The organism is Bacillus sp. 2CMS4F (assembly GCF_023161785.1).
Classification (GTDB): Bacteria; Bacillota; Bacilli; order Bacillales; family Bacillaceae; genus Bacillus; species Bacillus halotolerans.
In genome coordinates this window covers 290,338-311,692 of the sequence record NZ_JALNTO010000001.1, presented here as the reverse complement: position 1 = coordinate 311,692, position 21,355 = coordinate 290,338, and the positions used below count along the sequence as shown (strand labels likewise).

The 21,355-nt window shown below is 46.2% G+C and carries 2 protein-coding genes (1 of these 2 cut by a window edge); both read left to right on the top strand.

Annotated elements, in window-relative coordinates:
* A protein-coding gene (locus tag MTN95_RS01325) for a non-ribosomal peptide synthetase (RefSeq protein ID WP_248336702.1) crosses the window boundary here: on the top strand, positions 1 to 7,649 show its 3' portion. Its footprint begins 7,504 nt before the window's first position; the window shows 7,649 of its 15,153 coding nt (coding positions 7,505-15,153); the start codon falls outside the window, past its left edge; it ends in the stop codon at positions 7,647 to 7,649.
* On the top strand, positions 7,633 to 21,351 hold the full coding sequence (locus tag MTN95_RS01320; protein WP_248336700.1) for a type I polyketide synthase: 13,719 nt from the start codon (positions 7,633 to 7,635) through the stop codon (positions 21,349 to 21,351). The genes MTN95_RS01325 and MTN95_RS01320 overlap by 17 nt, the downstream gene beginning before the upstream one ends.
* The last annotated feature ends 4 nt before the right edge of the window (positions 21,352 to 21,355 follow it).

The following is a 21,355-nucleotide window of genomic DNA, read 5'->3' as shown; positions in this document are numbered from 1 at the left end:
CAGCAGAAAAGCCGGCTTGGGATCTTGGTGAATTACAGCGCCGCTGCAGCCGGAAGGAGCTTTCGCCTCACCAATTTTACGAGGAAGGCAGAAGCAGAGGAATGTTTCATGGTCCGGCATTCCAAGGAATTCAGAAAGTGAATATCGGAAACAGAGAGCTTTTGGCACGATTGCAGCTGCCAGCATCTGTTTCTGACACACAGGAACGTTTTGTGCTGCATCCAAGTATGATGGACTCCGCTGTTCAGGCTGCCACAATCTGTATCATGCAGGAATTTACTGAGCAAAAATTGATTTTGCCGTTTGCGCTTGAAGAACTTGAAGTGATCAAAGGATGTACGTCTGCGATGTGGGCATATGCCCGGTTAAGTGACGGTGATCACGGCGGGGATATGGTGCAAAAAGCGGATATCGATTTGTTGGACGAGACTGGGGACGTATGCGTAAGGATGAAGGGATTTTCAACAAGAGTGTTGGAAGGAGAAGTTCATTCGCCAAAACCTGCAGTTACACATGAGCGGTTAATGCTCGAGCCGATTTGGAATAAGCAGGATGAGGTGATCGCTAAAGATGTGACATCTTACGGAGAGTATCTCGTTGTCTTCTGTGAAACCGAACGAAAGGTCAGCGACGGCATCGCATCCCGCATGCAGAATGTGCATGTCATTACTCTGAATGAAACTGAGGGGAATATCGCTGAACGTTTTCAAAGCTATACACAGCAGGTTTTTGAACTCCTACAAAAGAAAATTCGCTCTAAAGCTAATCTGATCATTCAAGTGATTGTGCCGGGGAAAGGCGAGAAGCATTTGTTTGCAGGAATGTCCGGATTACTCAAAACAGCAGAATTGGAGTACAGCAAACTTACAGCTCAGGTCATTGAGGTCGAGAATCCGGAAGAGATCATTGGCCTTCATCAAAAGCTGATAGACGACAGTCAGAGGCCTGATGACAAACAGATCAAATATAAAGCTGGAGACCGCTTTGTCAAAGGCTGGCGTGAAATAGCACGTCCGGCAGCTGCTGAGCTTCATATGCCATGGAAGGATAATGGCGTTTACCTTATCACAGGTGGAGCGGGGAGCTTAGGGCTTTTGTTTGCAAAAGAAATTGCCAATCGAGCCGTTCATCCGGTCATCATTCTTACGGGACGCTCAGTCTTAAATGAGCATAAGGAGCAGGAGCTTGAGGCTCTCCGAAAGTTGGGTGCAGAGGTTATCTATAAACAGGCTGATGTTGGAGATCAAAAGGCGGTCTCACGGCTCATGGATGAAATCAAAGAGACGTACGGCCATCTCAATGGAATTCTTCACGGTGCAGGCATCATAAAAGATCACTTCATTGTGCACAAAACAAATAAAGAGTTTCAAGAAGTGTTACAGCCAAAAGTGAACGGTTTGTTTTATCTAGATGAATGCAGCAAAGATTGGCAGTTGGACTTTTTCATCTTGTTTTCATCTGTGTCCGGATGTTTAGGAAACACTGGACAAGCAGACTATGCAGCAGCCAATACATTTATGGATGCATTTGCCGCGTACAGAAACGCGCTTGCCGTGTCTAAGAAGCGGAACGGCACAACCATTTCCTTCAACTGGCCGTTATGGAAAGAGGGCGGTATGCAAGTTGATGCTGAAATTGAAAAGAGTATGTTGAAAAACGCAGGAATGGTCCCGATGCAAAGTGATCACGGCATTAAAGCCCTTTATCAAGGAATCGCTTCAGAAAAGCCGCAAGTATTCGTGATGGAAGGTCAGCTTGCGAAAATGAAGCAAAAATTGCTCTCTTCCGGGTCTAAAATCAAACGGACGGATCATAAAAGCGCAGATAAACATAACAGCCAAACCCGTAAATTGGAACAGTCTTTCATCCAGATGGTCGGAGAGATTTTAAAAGTAAACACTGAAGATATTGATATCAATACAGAACTCAGCGAGTACGGATTCGATTCGGTTACGTTTACTGTATTTACAAACCGGATTAATGAAGCGTACCGATTGGAGTTAGCGCCGACCATTTTCTTCGAATACGGAAGCATACGAAGCCTGGCTGAATATGTAATGTCTGAGTATCAGGATGAATGGCTGCATCAAGATGTAGCTGTCAGCGGGGCTGATGAACCATCCAACTCTTTACCTGCTGCAGACAGCCTGCAAGCTTCATTGAGTCACATGGTCAGCGTCATTTTAAAAGTGAACGTTGATGATATCGATATCAATACAGAGCTGAGTGAGTATGGCTTTGATTCAGTTTCATTCACTGTATTTACGAATCAGATTAACGAAGCATATCAATTGGAATTGACGCCGACCATTTTCTTTGAATATGGAAGGATTCAAAGTTTGGCTGACTATCTGATAGATGAATACAAGGAGGCTTTTGCTGAGGAGAACGCAATATCATCGGTTCCTGAAAAAGATGAAGAAACAGCTCCTGCGGCGCCAAGCATGACAAAGAGGAGAAAACAGCGCTTTAAACAGACTGTTATGCCAAAAGAGGAAAGAAACACAAATCAGACTGCCGATTATGAGCCGATCGCGATTGTCGGCATCAGCGGCCGATTCCCTGGAGCCAATGACATAGATGAATTCTGGAGAAATCTTGAGGAAGGCAAAGACAGTATCACGGAAGTCCCGAAAGACCGTTGGGATTGGCGGGAGCATTTTGGAAATCCTGACTCAGAAGCCAATAAGACTGACATCAAATGGGGCGGATTTATTGATGGTGTAGCAGAATTTGATCCGTTGTTTTTTGGGATATCACCCCGTGAAGCCCATTATGTAGATCCTCAACAGAGGCTGTTAATGGAATATGCATGGAAGGTGATAGAAGATGCCGGATGCTCGCCGCAGACCCTTTCAGGTACAGGGACAGGCATCTTTATCGGCACAGGAAATACAGGATATAAAGATTTATTTAATAAAGAAAATCTGCCGATTGAAGGACATGCCGCAACAGGCCATATGATTCCTTCGGTCGGCCCGAATAGAATGAGTTATTTCTTAAATACCCATGGTCCAAGTGAACCGGTAGAAACGGCTTGTTCAAGCTCGCTAGTTGCGATTCACCGTGCTGTGACTGCCATGCAAAGCGGCGACTGTGAGATGGCAATCGCAGGAGGCGTGAACACGATATTAACCGAGGAGGCGCACATTAGCTACAGCAAAGCTGGCATGCTGAGCAAAGACGGTAGATGTAAAACATTCTCTGCTGATGCGAATGGTTATGTCAGAGGAGAAGGTGTCGGAATGGTCATGCTGAAAAAGCTGACAGATGCTGAGCGCGATGGGAATCATATTTACGGCGTCATTCGGGGTACGGCAGAAAATCACGGAGGAAGAGCCAATACTCTGACATCGCCTAATCCGAAAGCGCAAGCTGATTTGCTGGTGCGTGCATATCGCCGGGCAGGCATAGATCCAAGTACAGTCACATATATCGAAGCGCACGGAACGGGGACTGAATTGGGAGATCCGATAGAAATAAACGGGCTGAAAGCCGCGTTTAAAGAATTGTCTAATATGGATGAGCACATACAGCCGGAAGTTCCGGATCATCGATGCGGGATCGGCTCAGTTAAAAGCAATATCGGTCATTTGGAGCTGGCAGCGGGTATTTCAGGCCTGATTAAGGTACTGCTGCAGATGAAGCATAAAACCTTGGCCAAAAGCCTGCATTGCGATACGCTCAATCCTTACCTGCAGCTTACTGACAGTCCATTTTACATTGTTCAAGAAAAAGAGGAATGGAAGGCTGTCAAAGACCGGAACGGAAACGAAATCCCGCGCCGGGCAGGAATAAGTTCTTTTGGGATTGGCGGAGTAAACGCCCATATTGTGATTGAAGAATACATTCCAAAAGCAGGTTCCCGACATGCGCTTACTGAACATCCGAACATTATTGTGCTGTCGGCTAAAAATAAACAAAGGCTAATGGATCGGGCTGCACAATTGCTGGGTGCCATTCGTGACAAAAAGTATACAGATCAAGATCTGCACCGTATCGCCTACACGCTTCAAGTCGGGCGGGAAGAAATGGATGAACGTATGGCTTGTATTGCGGGCACAATGCAGGAGCTTGAAGAAAAACTGCAAGCGTATGTAGACAGCAAGGAAGGGGCTGAAGGGCTCTTCCGCGGACAGGCGAATCGAAACAAAGAAGCGTTGGCCATTTTTTCTGCTGATGAGGACTTGGCAATGGCTATTGAGGCTTGGATCAGAAAAAGGAAATACGCCAAGCTTGCGGATTTATGGGTCAAAGGTGTCGCGGTCAATTGGGCTAAACTATATGGTGAGGCAGCCAAACCGCGTCTGATAAGCCTTCCTTCATACCCGTTTGCGAAGGATTACTATTGGCTTCCAGCAGAGGAACGTCTTTCAGAACCGGACAACATAGAGTTCGTTGATCACAGTGAAAAGCGCACCTCATGTGTTTTGACAAAACAATGGAGCGCAAGTCCGATTGCCACAAAAACGCCGGGGACAAGGGCTGTTGCGATTCTCAGCAATGAAGAGACGGCAGACTTGGCAGCTGAAGTATCAAAGCATTTCCCGAAACATCTCATATTAAATGCGAGCCGGATTGACAATGAACAGTTCAGTAATGATTGGAAACAGTTTGACGGCCTTGTGGATTTAATCGGTTGCGGCGGACACGAGGAAGAACAGCTACATTGGATTAGCTGGATTCAAAGGCTGGTTGAAGACGGGCATAAAGAGGGAATCATGCTGCTTTGTGTGACGAAAGGGCTGGAATCATTCCAAAACCCTTCCGTGCAGATGACAGGAGCCTCCCGTGCTGGCTTGTATCGTATGCTTCAAAGCGAATACAGCCATTTGAGATCAAGGCATATGGATGCGGAAGACTCTGTTCATCCTCATATTCTCGCGAAGCAGATCGCTGAGGAGTTTTATTCCGATACTGAGGAGACGGAGGTTTGCTACAGAGAGGGCTTGCGGTACCAGGCTTACTTAAAAGCGCATCCGGTAACCTGGAAAGGAAACGAAGAGCGACAGACCTTCCCGGAAGAACATGTGCTTCTCATTACAGGCGGGACAAGAGGAATCGGACTATTAAGCGCCCGGCATTTTGCGGAACACTATGGAGTGAAAAAGCTGGTTTTGACAGGACGTGAGCAGCTTCCACCGCGAGAGGAATGGGCTCATGCTGAGACATTAAATACCTCTGTAGCGCAGAAAATTCAAGCGGTGCGGGAGCTGGAGGCACAAGGCATACAAGTTCAAATGCTGTCACTCTCTTTGTCTGATGAGACACAAGTACAGCAAGCCTTACATGAAATCAATCAAACAATGGGGCCAATTGGCGGAGTCATTCATTGTGCAGGAATAACGGACATGGATACCTTGGCGTTTATCCGCAAAACAGCTGATGATATGTGGCAGGTACTGGAGCCGAAGGTGTCTGGGCTTACAACCCTTTATCGCTATGTAAGTCGTGAGCCACTACAGTTTTTTGTATTATTTTCTTCTGTTTCGGCCATTATTCCGGCACTTTCGGCTGGACAAGCTGATTATGCCATGGCTAACAGCTATATGGATTATTTTGCAGAAGCACATAAGGAAAATGCGCCAATCTTCAGCATTCAGTGGCCGAATTGGAAAGAAACCGGAATGGGGGAAGTGACAAATCAAGCATATCGAGAAAGCGGCTTGCTGAGCATTACGAATTCAGAGGGCTTGCGTTTTCTGGATCAAATCTTATCTGGGACCTTGCAGCCGGTTGTCCTCCCTGCTATCACAAATCAGGAAAATTGGAAGCCAGACCGGCTGATGGAGCGGCGGATCCGGCAAGAATCTGGATTGAAAGAAGAAGCTTTGCTTGTATCACAACCTGAAAAAATCGGGAAAACCGCAGAGCCGGCTAAACATGAGCTGCTTTTAGATGAAACGCGGACATGGCTTGTTGCTTTGTTTTCTGAAGAGCTGAGAATCGAACGCGAACACCTGGAAATTGATGATTTATTTCAGGATTATGGTGTAGATTCTATTATTTTGGCACAGCTGCTCCAGCGTATTAATCGAAAGTTAGACGCAGCGCTCGATCCATCTATTCTTTATGAATATCCAACAATTCAGCGCTTTGCTGATTGGCTTGTAGGATCTTATGCCGAATCCTTGACTGCTCTGTTTGGAGACAAGATAGCGGAAAATGCGGAAGCATCTTCGGCAAATAGAACTGAGACAGTCACACCTCACCCTGCAGAGGATCCAGCTTCTGTCAGCCGAAGACAAGTGCCGGTGTCCTCGTCACCGAGTTCTCATGCAGAGGATATCGCCGTTGTCGGATTATCTTGCCGCTTTCCGGGGGCGGATACACTGGAATCATATTGGTCGTTATTATCTGAGGGACGCTCGTCAATCGGACCGGTTCCGGCAGAGCGCTGGGGTTATCAGTCACCGTATTATGCCGGAGTCATTGATCACATCAGCCATTTCGATCCTGATTTCTTCCTGCTCCATGAAGAGGATGTAAAGGCGATGGACCCGCAAGCATTATTGGTATTGGAAGAATGTTTGAAACTTTGGTATCACGCCGGATATACACCAGATGAAATAAAGGGTGAATCCATTGGTGTCTATCTTGGAGGCAGAAGCCAGCACAAGCCTGATGAAGAGAGTCTTCTTCATGCGAAGAATCCTATCGTGACAGTCGGCCAGAATTATGTAGCGGCAAATATTTCACAATTTTTTGATGTTCGCGGTCCGAGTGTTGTGTTAGATACAGCATGTTCATCAGCTTTAGTCGGCATGAACATGGCTATTCAGGCCTTGCACAGCGGGGATATGAAAGCTGCTGTAGTGGGCGGTGTCAGCTTGCTTGGTTCAGACGCCTCTCACCGGCTGTTTGAGCAGCGCGGCATTTTAAGTAAGCGTTCATCCTTCCATGTGTTTGATGAGCGTGCTGATGGCGTTGTTTTAGGTGAGGGTGTCGGAATGGTTCTGTTAAAAACGGTAAAACAGGCCATACAAGACGGAGATACCATTTATGCTGTGGTCAAAGCGGCCTCGGTCAATAATGACGGAAGAACCGCAGGGCCTGCAACACCTAATTTGGAGGCGCAAAAGGAAGTCATGAAGGCTGCGCTTGCCAAAAGCGGAAAACAGCCAGAGGACATCAGCTATCTTGAAGCAAACGGATCAGGTTCAATGGTAACCGATCTGCTTGAGCTTAAAGCGATTCAATCCGTGTACCGTTCAGGGAACGCGAATCCTCTTTCGCTCGGATCAATCAAGCCGAATATCGGACATCCGCTTTGTGCTGAAGGAATCGCAAGTTTTATCAAGGTTGTTCTGATGATGAAAGAGCGCAGTGTGGTTCCATTTTTATCAGGTGATAAAGAGATGTCACATTTCGATAAGCAGAAAGCGAATCTCACGTTCAGCCGATCGCTGGAAAAATGGACAGAACCGCTGCCTGCTGCGGCCATTAACTGCTTTGCTGATGGGGGGACAAACGCCCATGTCATTTTAGAGGCGTGGGATGAAGATAAAAAACGTGTGATTAAGCGTAGTCCAATATCGCCTCCTGAATTAAAGAAACGGGTGTTTTCGGCTGGCGCGTCAAAGCCGGAAGAGGAGACCTTAAAAATGGACACAGCAAACATATGGGATTCTTATGAAGTGGAGGTCTAACGTGAAAAATATAACGAAGCAACTCACTCTATCGTTAAAAAATCCGTTTATTTATCACCATGTGGTTTACGGACAACATGTTCTTCCGGGTTTGGCTTATATTGATATGATTTACCAGATATTCAGAGAACACGGCTATTCCTTCTCAGAGCTTCAGCTGCGGAACTTATCCATTTACCAGCCGTTGACTGCTAGACAGGATTCGGTAATTATGCTCAATATCGATTGCACGGAGAAAAATGAAGGGCATTGGCAAATATCAGTTAAAGGCTTCGAAAAACGCCGTGATAAAGAAGCGTCAGATGAAAAGCTCTACATGAAGGCTGATATGCACACCGACGTGCCGGCAGTGTTTGAAGAAACACTGGAGATCAATCACCTCAAAGCAACTCCGGACACGATTGTACAGCTTGATGATGTGTATGAACAGTGCAGACGCCAAGAACTTGTGCATAGCGGGTATATGAAAGCGAATGGACATATTTATGAAGAGGAAGACGGTGTGCTCCTTGATCTTTCTCTTGGCTCCGAAGCCATGCTTCATGCAGAAGGCTTTATGTTTCATCCGGCTCTCATTGATGGGAGCGGAGTGGGAGCCAACAATTTGCTTACATCCTTGCTTAAAGGGGAACAGAGGCTGTTTTTGCCTCTGTTCTATGAATCTTTTTCTGCTTCAGCCCTTTTGCAGACGCATTGCATGACAAGAATTAAGCGTTCATCTGTCCGTCAGGAAAAAGAGCTCATTTATGTAACGCTTGAATTTTTTAATGCTTCGGGAGAAAAGGTGGCTGAACTGAAAAACTTCACAAGTAAATTAGTGCGTGAAGCAGAGCTTATTCATGGAGGCCGCAAGGATTTGCCTCAAAACCAGGAGGCGAGAAAAGATACAGCCGAATTTTCACAGGCTGCAGAAGGAATCAAAGAGGTGTCATCGTCAGCCGAGAGCACGGGGACATACGAGGCAGCTGAACAATTCGTCAGCCAATTAATCGCAGACAAAATCAATAAGCCGGTCGAACAGATTGAAAAGCAGGTCGGCTATTATCAAATGGGCCTGAATTCTTCCGGGTTGCTTGAAGTGGTAGAAACCATCAGTGACAAAATTGGTGAGAGCCTTTCACCGACGCTCTTGTTTGAGCATACCACGATTGCGGAGCTGTCAGCGTTTCTTGCCCAGGAGTACGGTGAGCATTTTTCCTCCTCTCATTCTATTGGTCAAAATGAACGAAATCGTGCCGCTTTTCGCGCAATCGATCGCGGTACTGCTGAAAGCCGGAAGAGACGTGTACATGAGGATTCTGCCCGAACTGCATCTCTGAAGGCAGCGGAGGGAGACATTGCGATTATCGGCATGGCGGGCCGGTACCCGAAGGCAAACAATATTCATGACTTTTGGAACAATCTGAAAGAGGGAATGGATTGCATTAGCGAGATTCCCGAGTCGCGCTGGGATTGGCGGCGCTTTGAAGGAATCACCTCCCCTTCAGGAAAAAGCATTTCTAAGTGGGGCGGATTTATTGATGATCCTGATTGCTTTGATCCCCAATTTTTCAGAATCACGCCTAGAGAAGCGGAGACAATGGATCCTCAGGAGCGGCTGTTTTTAGAAACATGCTGGGAAACGATTGAGGATGCTGGCTACACGCCGAAGACGTTAGCCACACCTAGAGGACGGAACAAAAGACAGCATGTAGGTGTTTTTGCCGGCGTCATGCATAAGGATTATACATTAGTCGGTGCTGAAGCGGCATCGAAGGAAAATGTGTTCCCTCTCTCTCTCAACTACGCGCAAATTGCCAACAGAGTGTCCTATTTTTGCAATTTCCACGGTCCGAGTATGGCGGTTGATACGGTATGTTCCTCATCTTTAACTGCCGTACATCTGGCGTTGGAAAGCCTTCGACACGGAGAGTGCGAGGTCGCATTAGCCGGCGGTGTTAACCTTTCTCTGCATCCGAATAAGTATATGACGTACGGTGTTTGGGATATGTTTTCCACTGACGGGCACTGCCGCACGTTTGGCAAGGATGGGGACGGCTATGTGCCGGCAGAAGGAATTGGTGCGGTCTTATTAAAGCCTTTGCGCCAGGCCGAGAAAGATGGAGATCGGATTTATGCAGTAATTAAAGGAAGTGCAGTCAACCATGTAGGAACTGTAAGCGGGATTTCTGTGCCAAGTCCTGTTTCACAAGCTGATCTGATTGAGACATGCTTGGAGAAAACAGGGATTGACCCGCGGACTGTCAGTTATGTGGAAGCGCACGGAACCGGTACATCTTTAGGAGATCCGATCGAATTACAGGGTCTGGTAAAAGCGTTCCGCCAATATACAGAGGATCGTCAGTTCTGTTCAATCGGTTCTGTCAAGTCAAATATCGGGCATGCGGAATCCGCCGCAGGTATCAGCGGTTTAAGCAAAGTCGCCCTTCAGCTTCACCATCAAACCCTCGTGCCTTCTTTGCATTCAGAAGAGCTGAACCCGTACGTTGACTTTGAAAAGTCGCCATTTTATGTACAGCATAAAACCGAAACTTGGAAGCAGCCTGTTATCAATGAGAATGGTGAGGGAATCATCTATCCGCGCCGGGCAAGCATCAGTTCGTTCGGTGCAACCGGTTCTAATGCCCATATGATTTTAGAAGAATACATTCCTGAAGCAGCGGAGCAGACCGTGTCTGTACCTGACACCACACTGGTGATTATTCCGCTTTCTGCCCGGAATCAAGAACGTCTTCATGTGTATGCGGAACGTGTTCTCGATTTTCTTCATGAGGGTATTGAAATCAGAGATGTGGCTTATACATTGCAGATTGGCCGTGAACCGATGGAAGAGCGGGTTGCTTTTTTGGCAGGTGGGATTCAAGAATTGAGAGGTCAATTAGAAGCATATCTAAAAGGGCAGGAAACCATTGAGCATTGCTGGAAGGGCCGAATGACAAAAGAAACCGGTGATATATCACTTTCCGCGGAAACAGTACATAAATGGCTGGAACAAGAAAATCTAAACCTGATCGCTGAAAAATGGGCCGGCGGATCTGCGGTTGATTGGAAGCTCTTATACGGGGAAAACAAACCTAAGCGGATCAGCTTGCCGACATACCCTTTCGCAAAAGTGCGGTATTGGGTGCCGGAGAAAGAGACAGAGACTGACTTGCCAAAACAGAATTTGACCCAAGGCCATGCCATTCATCCTCTCCTGCACGAAAATGTGTCTGACATGTCGGGCGTGCGTTTTCGTTCGGAGTTCACAGGGCGTGAATTTTTCTTAAAGGATCATGTCATTAAGGGTCAGCGCATTTTACCCGGTGCAGCCTTGTTAGAAATGGTTCGGGCAGCTGCAGAAAAGGCGGCTGCGGACCAGATGCATGCAGATATTCGTCTTCAGGATATCGTTTGGATTCGCCCTGTTGCCGTCACAGATCTGCAATCAGACATATACGTTCACCTTTATCCGGAAGACAATGGTGATATTTTGTTCGAAATCTGCAGGGAGAGTGACAGTGCGGGGGAGGAACCGGTGATATACGGCCAAGGAAGCGTTGTGCTTTGCCAGACTGAAGAAGCTCCTAAACTGAATATTGAAGAGGTGAAAGCAAGCTGCAGTAGACGCATTCTGCCGCCTGATGTATGCTATGACGCTTATGCGGAAATGGGAATTGAGTACGGTGACGGTCACAGAGCGATTGATACTATATATGTCGGGGCAAACGAAGCTCTAGCTAAAGTGACGTTGCCGTCTGTCGTTTCACATACCCAAGATCATTATGTTTTGCATCCGAGCATGATTGATGCGGCATTTCAAGCTTCTATCGGTCTGAGGCTTGGAACAGAGGATGCCAGTTTGACAGAAAGCCAAGCAATGCTGCCTTTCGCATTGCAGGATGTCCAAATTTTCAAAGATTGTGAGACTTCGATGTGGGCCCGCGTGAAATACAGCGAGGACAGTACCGCTGCGGATCGTATTCAGAAGCTTGACATCGATTTGTGTAATGAAGCGGGCCAGGTATGCCTGCGAATGAAAGGTTATTCTGCCAGAACTCTAGAAAACGAGACGGATTTAGCAACTGGCATCCTTTTATTCGAGCATATATGGGAAGAAACAGCTGTTTCCGAGAAAAATGAGTTAATGGAATATCAGAGGCATAAAGTTATTGTTTGTGGTATTACAGAAAGGCAAATCGAAAGAATCCGGAACAAGTTTGACTGTACGGTATTAGAAAAAAGCGGGCAGGCAGTTCATGAATGGTTTAAAGCGTATGCTTTACAGTTATTCGAAGACATTCAACAGCTGCTAAACTCAAAACCTGGCGGGAATGTGCTCATTCAAGTCGCTGTTCCTGCATTGGACGAACCGCAGCTGCTAAACGGCTTAGCGGGACTTCTCAAAACGGCCCAGCTGGAAAACCCAGCATTCAATGGCCAGCTGATTGAATTTGATTCAGGCATATCTGCAACCGATCTGGCTGAAAAATTATCAGAATGCAGGCAATATCCTCATGATAACCATATCCGATATTGGAAAGGAAAACGGTATGTAAGCAAATGGAAAGAGGCAGCAGCTGATCAACCGGGCACCGACATGCCATGGAAGGATAAAGGGGTTTATCTGATTACAGGCGGTGCAGGGGGGCTTGGTTTCCTATTTGCAAATGAAATTGCAAACAAAACGCGTGAGGCTGTCATGATTCTCACAGGCAGGTCTCCGCTCAATGAAAGAAAGCAGTTACAGCTTCAGAAGTTACAGAAAATGGGCGCGCGTGTTGTTTATAGACAAACCGATATGACTGAAAAAGAAGCTGTTATGGCTTTAACGAAAGAGATTCAAGAGGAATATGGCGGCTTAAATGGCATCATTCATAGCGCAGGCATTATAAAAGATAATTTCATTATTAAGAAAAAGAAAGACGAGATTCAAGATGTGCTCGCTCCAAAGGTCACCGGCCTGATTCATCTTGACGAAGCAACGAAAGATATCCCGCTCGACTTTTTTATCCTTTTTTCTTCAAATGCCGGGACAGTGGGAAGTGCGGGACAGGCAGATTACGCAATGGCAAATGCTTTTATGAATACATTCAGCGAGTACCGGAATGTCCAAGCAGCAGAGCACAAGCGCTACGGGAAAACCCTTTCCATGAGCTGGCCGCTGTGGAAAGACGGAGGCATGCATGTTGATGCTGAAACCGAAAGGATGCTGACGAGAGATACAGGTATGGTCGCCATGGAAGCAGATGACGGAATTCAGGCATTATACCATGGATGGGCCTCAGGAAAATCGCAGCTGATGGTGGCTGCAGGCGTTGTGAGCAAAATCCATTCATTTTTGGATCAAACAGGAAATGGACAATCTCCAAATGGAAAATACAAAAGTGAAATTCAGCATACTGAAAATGCGAGTTCCGTGATGGGAGCCGACGAAGAGATGCTGAGAGAAAAAGCAGAGGATTATTTCAAGAGTGTGCTTTCCTCAGTTACAAAGCTGCCTGTCAGCCAAATTGACGCCGAAGCTCCAATGGAGGATTACGGAATCGATTCAATTATGATCATGCATGTTACCGGACAATTAGAAAAAGTATTCGGTTCATTGTCTAAAACCTTGTTCTTTGAATACCTCAATATTCGGTCATTATCACAGTATTTTACTGAATCACATAGAGAAAAGCTGTTACACATCTTGGGGATTGAATCAGAAACATCTTCTTTAATAGAAAAAAATAGAAAGACAGATTCTGAGACCGAAGAGAAAAAAGAAAGTCCGGTTCGCCGCAGAAAGTCCGGATTCGTCCCCATGCAAAGAAATGGGCAAAAGCAGTCTGCTGAAAAAGAAACGGAAGAGATTGCGATTATCGGAATCTCCGGACGCTATCCGCAAGCAGACAACATCCATGAACTGTGGGAAAACTTGAGGGACGGCCACGACTGTATTACCGAGATTCCTGAAGACCGCTGGGACCACAGTCTCTATTACGATAAAGATAAGGACAAACCAGGAAAAACGTATAGCAAGTGGGGAGGCTTTATTAGGGATGTAGATAAGTTTGATCCGCAATTTTTCCATATCTCTCCTCGTGAAGCGAAATTAATGGATCCGCAGGAGCGTTTATTTTTGCAATGTGTTTACGAAACGATGGAGGATGCCGGATATACAAGAGAGCACCTCGGACGTAAACGGGATGCTGAACTTGGCGGAAACGTAGGCGTTTATGTCGGTGTCATGTACGAAGAATATCAGCTGTACGGAGCGCAAGAACAAGCGCGGGGCCGATCTCTGGCTTTACCGGGAAATCCATCCTCTGTAGCAAACCGGGTATCCTATTATTTCGATTTCCATGGACCGAGTATGGCTCTGGATACGATGTGCTCTTCTTCATTGACCGCTATACATTTGGCTTGCCAAAGCTTGCAGCGCGGTGAATGTGAGGCAGCTTTCGCAGGGGGAGTCAATGTTTCAATCCACCCCAATAAATATTTGATGCTTGGACAGAACAAATTTATGTCAAGTAAAGGCAGGTGTGAAAGCTTTGGACAGGGAGGAGACGGCTATGTGCCGGGAGAAGGCGTTGGAGCTGTACTCCTTAAGCCATTGTCCAAAGCGATTGAAGATGGCGATCACATTTATGGAGTCATTAAGGGCACAGCCATTAACCACGGAGGAAAAACAAACGGATACTCAGTTCCTAATCCGAAAGCCCAGGCAGAGGTCATTAAAAAGGCGGTTACAGAGGCGCAAATTGACCCGCGGGCTATCAGTTATATCGAAGCGCATGGCACCGGCACTTCACTCGGAGATCCTATTGAAATAACGGGACTGGCTAAAGTGTTCTCAGAACATACGAAAGACAAACAATTTTGTGCCATAGGCTCAGCCAAATCAAATATCGGGCACTGTGAGAGTGCAGCGGGCATTGCGGGATTAACAAAGGTATTGCTTCAAATGAAATACAGACAGCTGGCGCCTTCCCTTCATTCAAAAGTGCTGAATCCGAATATTGACTTCTTTAATTCTCCATTCAAAGTCCAGCAAGAGCTTGAAGAATGGAAGAAGCCGATCATTGAAGTAAATGGAAAAGAAATTGAATATCCGCGAATCGCAGGTCTCTCATCATTTGGCGCCGGAGGGGGTAATGCCCATATTCTAATAGAAGAATATGCTTTCAAATCTGAGCCAGAGCATTCTTCAGCGGGACAGGCGGCTGTTATTGTGCTCTCAGCAAAAAATGAAGAGAGACTTCAAAAACGGGCGGAACGATTGCTGGATGCTCTCCGTGAGGGGCGTTATTCTGAAGCCGATCTGCCTCGTATCGCATATACGCTTCAGGTTGGACGGGAAGCAATGAATGAGCGTTTGGCGTTTGTGGCTGAAAATATGCAGGAGCTTAAAGAAAAGCTGAATGATTTTATCTCTGGAAAAGAACACATTGAACACTTATATCGGGGACAAGTGAAGCGAAATAAAGAAACCATGGCAGTTTTTGCGGCTGATGAAGATATGGCGATGACAATTGAAGCATGGGTTCGCAAAGGAAAATTCGCAAAGTTTTTAGACCTCTGGGTCAAAGGATTAAATATCGATTGGAACATGCTTTATCAAAATGGTAAGCCGCGCCGTATCAGCTTGCCTGCCTATCCTTTTGCAAGAGACCGTTATTGGATAGAAGAAACTGTGGTGAAGACAGTTGAAAAAAGACCAGTGAAGCCGGCTGTCACATCACAGCCAGTCATCCAAGAGCCATTTATTCCGGAAAAAGTCAGCGGTAAGCCTGCCAATATTTCGTTGCAGCCTTTGATGGCAAGCAGTCAGGAAACACCGCAAAGTACATCTGTTCCGCTGCAGCCGGTTAGAAAGCAGCAAACCATAACTGCTGAAGTCTTATGTGATGAACTGACGGCAAGCTTAGCAGACGTGTTATATATGGATCAAAATGAAATCGACCCGGACGAGGCATTCATTGATATCGGAATGGACTCCATTACCGGTCTTGAATGGATAAAATCAATCAATAAGAAATTTGGTACATCGCTTCTTGTAACCAAGGTTTATGATTATCCGACAATCCGTGATTTTGCCGCTTTCTTAAAAGATGAAGTAGATGGAGAAAATGCAGAAAACCATCCGCAAAAATCAGAGGAGACGTATACACCGATACAACGGGAATCCATCTCATCTAAACCGGATAATATTTCGTTGCAGCCTTTAGGCCATCATGAGCCGGAGCAGCAGAAACCAGTTGAAGACATTCAATATGCAGCTGCGGAAATATCTGCTTCCAGCCAATATGCTGGAACAATTGAAACACTGAATGATGAATTAAAGGAAAGCATTGCTGAAGTGTTATGCATGGATTCCCAAGAGGTCGATATCGATGACACTTTTATCGATATCGGAATGGACTCCATTACAGGACTAGAATGGATAAAAGCAATCAATAAGCAATATGGCACATCATTTTCAGTTACCAAAGTTTATGATTATCCAACAATTCGTCAGTTTGCAAATATGTTAAAAGCCGAGCTTGTCAATCATAGTAATAGAAGTAAAGAAAGAGCGGATGAGCTTTTCCAAGAGAATAAACAGTCTGAAGCACCAGCTAAAGCGAAACCCGCGGAGCGTTCGATTCAGCCTGTTCGGCTGCCAGCGATGAAAGCGCCTGAACAGAAACCAGACCGTTCTCATCAAGGTTACCGAGACGATGCGATAGCCATAGTCGGGATGGCAGGCAGATACCCCGGTGCCAAGGATGTAAGAGAATATTGGGGCAATCTGGTAAATGCAAGAAATGCGATCCGTGACATTCCGAAATCACGGTGGGATGTAGACAAATACTATGACCCGGCACTGAATCAAAAGGGGAAAGTCTACTGCAAATCACTGGGGATGCTGGATGATATTGAACATTTTGATCCGCTGTTTTTTAATATTCCGCCGTCAGAAGCTGAACTGATAGACCCGCAGCATCGAATCTTTTTGCAGGAAGGCTATAAAGCATTCGAGGATGCCGGATATAATGCGCAAACGTTAAGCAATAAAAAGTGCGGTGTTTATCTTGGCATTATGAGCAATGAATACGGAGTGATGCTGAATCGGAATCAGGCAAGAGCAAGCGCCACCGGAAACAGCTTTGCGATAGCGGCAGCGCGTATTCCGTATTATCTCAATTTAAAAGGGCCGGCGATTCCGATCGATACGGCTTGCTCATCCTCACTAGTCGGTACACATTTAGCGCGTCAAGCATTAGTAAACAAAGAAATTGATATGGCGCTGGTGGGAGGAGTCACCTTATACCTGACACCGGAATCTTACATCAGTATGTGTGAGGCCGGCATGCTGTCTCCTGATGGACAATGCAAAGCATTTGATAATGGCGCAAATGGTTTTGTTCCCGGAGAAGGGGCAGGAGCGCTCGTTTTGAAACGGCTGAAAGATGCAGAAGCGGATCGTGATCACATCTATGGCGTTATTATCGGTTCGGGCATTAATCAGGACGGGAAAACAAACGGAATTACGGCACCGAGCGTGAAAAGCCAAATGGATCTGGAACGGGATATATATGAGACATATGGCATACATCCTGAAAGCATTAGCTATGTTGAAATGCACGGCACCGGAACAAAACAAGGAGATCCAATAGAATTAGAGGCGCTGTCCACCGTCTTTAAAGAGAAAACAGACAAAAAGCAATTTTGTGCGATCGGTTCTGTGAAAAGCAACATTGGCCATACATCAGCGGCAGCGGGTGTTGCCGGTGTTCAAAAAGTGCTGATGTGCATGAAACATAAAACGCTGGTGCCTACATTGAACTTCTCTGAACCTAATGAGCATTTTCAATTTGAAGAATCGCCTTTGTATGTAAACACTGAGCTTAAGCATTGGGAAACGGCTGATAGAAAACCGCGGCGGGCCTGTGTGAGTTCTTTTGGATATAGCGGAACGAATGCCCACCTCGTGATTGAAGAATATCAGTCTGATAGAAACAATGATCCATTGCCAGATCGCCATCATTCAAAGTTATTTGTGCTCTCAGCGAAAAAAAGGCAGCAATTGAAGGCTTATGCCCAATCGATGAGAGACTTCGCAGATTCTAATAAAGATATCAATCTGGATGATATGGCATATACCCTTCAGACTGGCCGGGAACCAATGGACTACCGAATGGCATTTTTGGCTGAATCGAGAGAAATGCTTATCAAAACGTTAGAAGACTATATTGAAGATATTCCCAATACAGAAATCTATGACGCGCATGTCAAAACGAAGAAAAGTGAAATGAAAGTGTTTGAAGCAGATAATGACGCCAAAATCCTGCTGGAAACGTGGATTGAGAAAAAAAGGCTGGAGAAGCTAGCAGAATTATGGGTAAAAGGATTGCGAATAAACTGGAACGAGCTTTATGGCGAACACATGCCTCGCCGAATCAGTCTGCCTGCTTATCCGTTTGCAGAAGAATACTATTGGCTGCCTAATGAAGATTCTGCAGAAAAAGACAGCCGTTCGGCATTGCCATCTGCTGTACGGCCTACGAAACAGAGCTTGTTACAAAAACAGTGGCAGGATTGCCCGATTATATCAGCAGAACGTATGAGCCAAACGGTTGCCATATTGGCAAACGCAGAAACAAGGTCATTGGCTGAAGAGCTTTCCCTGTATTTCTCGAGCTATCGCATCATTGACAGCCAAGAGCTTGAGTATCTGTCAGACGCCGACTGGGAAAATGTCGGCGGAGCAGTGGATTTGATCGGATGCGGAATGAGCCATGAGCAATCGCTAAACTGGATCAGTTGGCTGCAGAAACTGATTGAGCTTGGCCGTAAACACAAGCAAGAATTGACTGTCTTGTGTGTGACGAAGGGGCTCGAGTCTTACGATAATAAAGATGTTAATCTGTCCGGTGCTTCCCGGGCCGGTCTTTACCGAATGCTCCAAAGTGAATACAGTCACCTTACATCAAGACATATGGACACAGACCATGTAACAGCCGAAAAGGAGCTGGCCAGACAGATTGCAGATGAATTTTATGCTGACAGTACAGACACTGAAGTTTGTTATCGAGACGGACGGCGTTATCGTGCATATTTGGACGAGCGAACAGCAGATGCTGTTAATCAAAAAGAATTATCGTTACCGTCAGACCAGGTGCTGTTGATTACAGGGGGGACAAGAGGGCTTGGAATGATGTGTGCGCGTCATTTTGTGCAAACATACGGGGTGAAACGATTGGTTCTCACCGGCCGTGAAGTCATGCCCCCGCGTGAACAGTGGGAGTTTCTTAAAGCGAAAAACACGCCGCTTGCTCAGAAATTGAAAGCCATCCAAGAGTTGGAAGAAATGGGCGCTCAAGTACAAGTACTGTCTCTTCAGCTCTCCGATCCGCTTGCTGTCAAACAAAGCATCGAGACGATTCAGCAAACGATGGGAGCGATTGGCGGAGTGATTCATTGTGCCGGGGCTGTGAATAAACATAATCCGGCATTTATAAGAAAATCAGCAGAAGAAATTCAAGCCGTGCTGGAGCCGAAAGTCGGAGGGCTTCAAACCTTATTTGACCTGCTCAAAGATGAGCCGCTGCAATTCTTTGTTTTATTTTCATCTGTATCAGCGACCGTCCCTGTGCTTGCGGCCGGACAAGCTGATTATGCAATGGCGAATGCATTTATGGATTATTTTGCAGAATCACAAGATAAATATCCGATCGTCAGCATTCAGTGGCCAAATTGGAAGGAGACCGGCTTAGGCGAGGTTCGAAGCAAAGCTTTAGAACAGACCGGACTGTTAGGCTTGAATAACGAGGAGGGATTGCAGCTTCTGGATCAGATTCTTTCTGAAAAACAACAAGCTGTTGTCCTGCCCGCGATTTACCATACAGATGTATGGCAGCCGGGTAAGCTCATGCAGCACTCACTAACGGATAAGGCTTTCCGACGTGCTGAGACAAGAGAATCAGACAGCGCTCAAAGCTTGTTCCATGGAACAGTAGAATGGCTTGTGACTATTTTTTCTGACGAGCTGAAGATAGGCGCCGGAGACCTTGAAACTGATGAGCCTTTTCAAGAATACGGAGTAGATTCGATTATTTTGGCGCAGCTATTACAGCAGATTAATCAAAAGTTAAAGGGAGATATCGATCCATCTATTTTATTTGAATACCCCACAATAGAATCTTTTGCAAAGTGGCTGATTTCTGAATATAAATCTGCCTTACCAGATGCTGTACATCCAGCTGACTCAAAAGAACATGTGCCTGATGCGGCATCATTGCCGCCCGATCAGGGTTCCGCGGCGAAACAGCAAATGCAAAAGGCAAGCGATATAAAACCGGCGCTTCATGCAGAAGACATCGCGATCGTTGGCCTGACATGCCGATTTCCCGGAGCGGAAACGCTGGAGGCATACTGGGATTTAATACGTGACGGTCGATCAGAGATCAAACCTGTGCCGCATGAACGCTTTGGCAATTCAAGCTCGTATTATGCCGGGGTAATCGAGGACCTGAACCGATTTGATCCTGATTTCTTCCTGATGTCCGATGATGATGTCAGAGCAATGGACCCGCAGGCTTTGGCAGTATTGGAAGAAAGTCTGAAGCTGATGTATCACGCGGGGTACACCGAAAAGGAAATGAAAGGCATGCGGGCTGGTGTCTATATAGGAGGACGCAGTCAGCACAAGCCTGATCAATCCAGTCTTTCAAAAGCGAGAAATCCAATTGTGGCTGGAGGTCAAAACTATTTAGCCGCTAATATTTCACAATTTTTTGATTTGCGAGGACCGAGTATTGTACTGGATACAGCTTGTTCCTCTGCATTGGTCGGCATGAATATGGCCATTCAGGCTTTACGAAGCGGAGATATCGAGGCAGCGGTTGTCGGCGGTGTCAGTTTGCTCGATACAGATGCACATCGAATGTTTCAGGAGCGCGGACTTTTAAGTGACAAGCCGTCTTTCCACGTATTTGACAAGCGAGCAGAAGGCGTCGTTTTAGGAGAAGGCGTGGGAATGGTTTTAGTCAAAACGGTCAGCCAAGCACTTGAAGACGGAGATTCCATTTATGCTGTCATTAAAGCCGCAGCTGTAAACAATGACGGAAGAACGGCAGGCCCGTCCGCACCGAATCTTGAGGCGCAAAAGGACGTGATGCTGTCGGCGCTTGAGAAAAGCGGCAAAAAGCCTGAAGAAATCAGTTATCTCGAAGCAAATGGATCTGGTTCAGTTGTGACGGACTTGCTTGAGCTTAAGGCGATTCAAGCGATTTACCGTTCCCGCTGCAATGCTCCATTAGGATTGGGGTCGGTTAAACCTAACATCGGCCACCCTTTATGCGCAGAAGGGATAGCAAGCCTGATTAAGGTCGCTTTGATGCTGAAACATAGACAATTGGTTCCGTTCCTGTCAGGTGATGAGAAAATGACGCATTTTAATATTGAGGAAACGGATTTGTATTTTTGTAAAACACAAGCCGAGTGGAAAGAGAATACGCCGGCTGCAGCGATCAATTGTTTTGCCGATGGAGGAACGAATGCCCACTTGATTATAGAAGCTTGGGATGACTCGGCTGATCGTCCGATCAGAAGAAAGCCTTTGCCGCTGCCGGCACTGAATCGGCGGCCCGTTTTACAAGAGAATCGAGCCCTATCAGCTCAAACTGAGCGGGGACAAGGGTTTTCAGACAAGGGTGCTCCTAAAGAAATGTTTTGGAAAACTTTCAAATAAGAGA